This window comes from Streptomyces sp. NPDC059003 (assembly GCF_042740445.1).
Classification (GTDB): Bacteria; Actinomycetota; Actinomycetes; order Streptomycetales; family Streptomycetaceae; genus Streptomyces.
In genome coordinates this window covers 1-3,269 of record NZ_JBHYJH010000383.1, presented here as the reverse complement: position 1 = coordinate 3,269, position 3,269 = coordinate 1, and the positions used below count along the sequence as shown (strand labels likewise).

At 68.3% G+C, this 3,269-nt stretch carries 4 protein-coding genes; 3 read left to right on the top strand and 1 reads right to left on the bottom strand.

Going from position 1 to position 3,269, the window contains the following annotated elements:
* Positions 1–339: 339 nt before the first annotated feature.
* Positions 340–981, bottom strand: a complete 642-nt coding sequence (locus ACFWZ5_RS45780) for a DNA-3-methyladenine glycosylase (protein WP_384806570.1) — start codon at positions 979–981, stop codon at positions 340–342.
* Between the two features lie 190 nt (positions 982–1,171).
* Here ACFWZ5_RS45780 and ACFWZ5_RS45775 point away from each other — a divergent pair, with 190 nt between their 5' ends.
* The 3 genes from ACFWZ5_RS45775 (at position 1,172) to ACFWZ5_RS45765 (ending at position 3,226) form a co-directional block, all read left to right on the top strand.
* A complete protein-coding gene (locus tag ACFWZ5_RS45775; protein ID WP_384806568.1) occupies positions 1,172–1,954 on the top strand; it encodes a sporulation protein in 783 nt (260 codons plus the stop codon).
* 80 nt (positions 1,955–2,034) lie between these two features.
* The gene (locus ACFWZ5_RS45770) at positions 2,035–2,574 is read left to right on the top strand and encodes a YbhB/YbcL family Raf kinase inhibitor-like protein (RefSeq protein WP_384806566.1); all 540 of its coding nucleotides are present in this window, start codon (positions 2,035–2,037) and stop codon (positions 2,572–2,574) included.
* 145 nt (positions 2,575–2,719) lie between these two features.
* The gene (locus tag ACFWZ5_RS45765) at positions 2,720–3,226 is read left to right on the top strand and encodes an HNH endonuclease (protein ID WP_384806564.1); all 507 of its coding nucleotides are present in this window, start codon (positions 2,720–2,722) and stop codon (positions 3,224–3,226) included.
* Positions 3,227–3,269: the final 43 nt, after the last annotated feature.

The window sequence follows — 3,269 nt, the reverse complement described above, 5'->3', positions numbered from 1 at the left end:
TTCCTTTGTACTCACCCTCTCGGGCTTTCCTCCGGGCGCTTCCCTTCGGTGTTTCGTGTTTCCAACCTTACCAGATCCGTTTTCCGTTCCGTTCCCGGTTCGGATTTCATTTCCGGTGGCCGTTGGAGGGCCTTGCCTTTCGGCGTGTCCACTACGTTAGCGGATTTCCCCGGTAACTCATAATCGAGTTCCGCGGAATCAAATTTCGGCATGCGGGCATGCGAAACAGGACCCCGTTGAGGGAAGTCGTAGGTAGTGGTTGGCCGCTTCCGGCTGCTGGCTGAATGCCGTACCCGGGTCAAGCGGCTCGGGCTACATTACGGAACCGCCAAAGCCTCGTCAAGTTCGGCGGCGGCGAGGGGTATGGGCCCGATAAGGGCTCACCGTGGGGTCGTTGGCCGCCCAGAAGCGCCAGGGGTGGACGCCTCCCTCTCCGCCCACGCCCGTGCGCGGACCGTTCTTGACCTGGTCGGGGCGGGTGGGTATCCCGGCGAGGACGGCGAGCGGGGCGTCGGGGCCCGCGCAGACGTCGCTGCCGTCGAGGTCGCGGTCCACATCGAGGGCGGTGGCCAGGCGGGCCGGGCCTTTGGCCAGTTCCTTGTCGTTCCGGGCCGAGATTCGACGTTTGCGGGCGAGTTCGGTGCCTGCGGTGATCTCTCCGGCGCGGAGCAGGACTCCGCTCGCGGTGCCCTCCGGGCCGCACACCAGGTTGAGGCAGTGCCACATGCCGTAGGTGAAGTAGACGTACGCATGGCCGGGCGGGCCGAACATCACGCCGTTGCGGGCGGTGCGGCCGCGATAGGCGTGGGAGCCGGGGTCCGCCTCCCCCGCGTACGCCTCCACCTCTGTCAGGCGCAGCTCGATCGGGCCGTCCGGAGAGTTGCGGACCAGGATGCGGCCGACCAGGTCCGGGGCCACCTCCAGAACGGGGCGGTCGAAGAACTCTCGGGGCAGGGGCGTACGGTCAGGTCCCGCGATCATGGCGTACGAGCGTAGTGCACCGAACGTGTACGGGTTTGGCGTGGAGGGTGGCCTCCGGGCGCTCTCGTCGAGAGGGTGAGGGCGCGGGGTGGGCGGAGGGAACCACGCGTCCACCGATCGCATTTGTAGGGATCACATCGAAGATCCGTCGATCGAGTCGAGCCACAGGCAGCGCCTGGGGAGGAGAGTCATGGGTTTCAAGAAGCTGCTGGCGAGTCTGGGTGCGGGCGGTGCGTCCGTCGAGACGGTTCTTACCGAGGCCAATGTCGTGCCGGGCGGTGTCGTCCAGGGTGAGGTGCGCATCCAGGGTGGCTCCGTCGACCAGCAGATCGAGGCGCTCTCCGTGGGGCTGCAGGCCCGCGTCGAGGTCGAGGGCAACGACCAGGAGTACAAGCAGGACATCGAGTTCACCAAGCAGCGCCTCGGCGGTGCCTTCGAGCTGAAGGCGAACGCCGTGCACGCGGTGCCGTTCGGCCTCGACATCCCGTGGGAGACGCCGATCACGCACTTCGCCGGGCGGCAGCTGCACGGCATGAACATCGGTGTGACGACGGAGCTGGAGATCGCCCGCGCCGTCGACTCCGGCGACCTGGACCCGATCAACGTGCACCCGCTGCCGGCGCAGCAGGCGATCCTGGACGCCTTCGGGCAGCTGGGCTTCCGCTTCAAGAGCGCCGACATGGAGCGCGGGCACATCCGGGGCACGCGGCAGAAGCTGCCGTTCTACCAGGAGATCGAGTTCTTCCCGCCGGAGCAGTACCGGGGTCTGAACCAGGTCGAGTTGAGCTTCGTCGCGGACGACCGCGAGATGGACGTCATCCTGGAGATGGACAAGAAGCCCGGTCTGTTCAGCGAGGGCAGCGACTCGTACAAGGCGTTCCGGGTGGGCCTCAACGACTTCCAGGGGACGGACTGGGCCGCGTACCTCAACGAGTGGCTGTCCCAGGTCGGCAGCCGCCGCAACTGGTTCTAGGCTCGTCGTCGGCGAGCGATCGCCGCCGTCTCCCCTGCTGGAGCCGTCTCCCTTACTGGAACCGATCAGGAGGTCCCTACGTGACCGAGGTCAAGAGGCCGCCGCTGCCGCACGACTTCCATCCGCCCGTGCCGTCGTTCACGGTCGTGAGCGCGGACTTCGAGCCGGGTGCGGTGCTGAAGGACGCCCAGGTGTACGCGGAGGGGAACACCTCGCCGCAGCTGCGCTGGGAAGGCTTCCCCGCGGGGACGAAGAGCTTCGCCGTGACGTGCTTCGACCCTGACGCCCCTACGGGCAGCGGGTTCTGGCACTGGTCCGTGTTCGACATCCCGGCCTCGGTGACCGAGCTGCCGGCCGGTGCGGGCAGCGGCAAGTTCGAAGGCCTTCCCGAGGGCGCCGTCCAGGTGCGCAACGACTACGGGACGAAGGACTTCGGCGGCGCCGCCCCGCCGCCCGGGGACCCGGCGCACCGCTATGTGTTCACCGTGTACGCGGTCGACCAGGAGAAACTGGGCCCGGACTCCGATGCCACGCCTGCGGTCGTCGGCTTCAATCTCCGGTTCCACACGCTGGCGCGTGCGCAGGTCGTCGCCGAGTACGCGGCGGTCGCCGAAAGCTGAGCGTTCATACAACGTTTGCCCGCCTCTGGTCTTGGAAGTGATCAGGGGCGGGCATCTTTTATTGCGTTGTCCATCTCGGCGCGCCCGGCCAGAGTTGATCCAAGCCCGCCAGGGGGTGGGCCGGTGCACACGGGAGGTGGGCGAGATGCGAGACACGCTGGTCCTGAACGCGAGCTTCGAGCCGCTGTCGACGGTGACGCTGAACCGCGCTGTCGTCCTGGTCCTCCAGGACAAGGCCGTCGTCGAACAGGCCCACCCCGGACTGCGTGTGCGCGCGGCCGACCTGGATCTTCCGGTGCCCCGTGTGATCAGGCTCTGCCGGTATGTACGGGTGCCGTTCCGAAGACGGGCTCCGTGGTCACGGCGCGGCGTACTGGTGCGGGACCGGCACCGGTGCGCGTACTGCGGCAGGCGTGCGACGACCGTGGACCACGTGGTGCCGCGTTCGCAGGGCGGCGAGGACAGCTGGCTGAACACGGTCGCCTCGTGTGCCGTGGACAACCACCGCAAGGCGGACCGCACGCCGGACGAGGCCGGGATGCCGCTGCTCCGGCAGCCCTTCGAGCCGACGCCCGCGGACGCCATGCTGCTCTCGCTGGGCCGGGTCGACCTCGCGGAGCTGCCGGACTGGCTGGCGCAGCCCGCTGCCTGACGTGTGCGGGTACGACGCTGGGGCCGCCCCCTCCGGAGGGGGC

Coding starts and splice junctions, on each gene's coding strand:
- ACFWZ5_RS45780 (WP_384806570.1), bottom strand. CDS start 981: ATGATCGCGGGACCTGACCGTACGCCCCTGCCCCGAGAGTTCTTCGAC.
- ACFWZ5_RS45775 (WP_384806568.1), top strand. CDS start 1,172: ATGGGTTTCAAGAAGCTGCTGGCGAGTCTGGGTGCGGGCGGTGCGTCC.
- ACFWZ5_RS45765 (WP_384806564.1), top strand. CDS start 2,720: ATGCGAGACACGCTGGTCCTGAACGCGAGCTTCGAGCCGCTGTCGACG.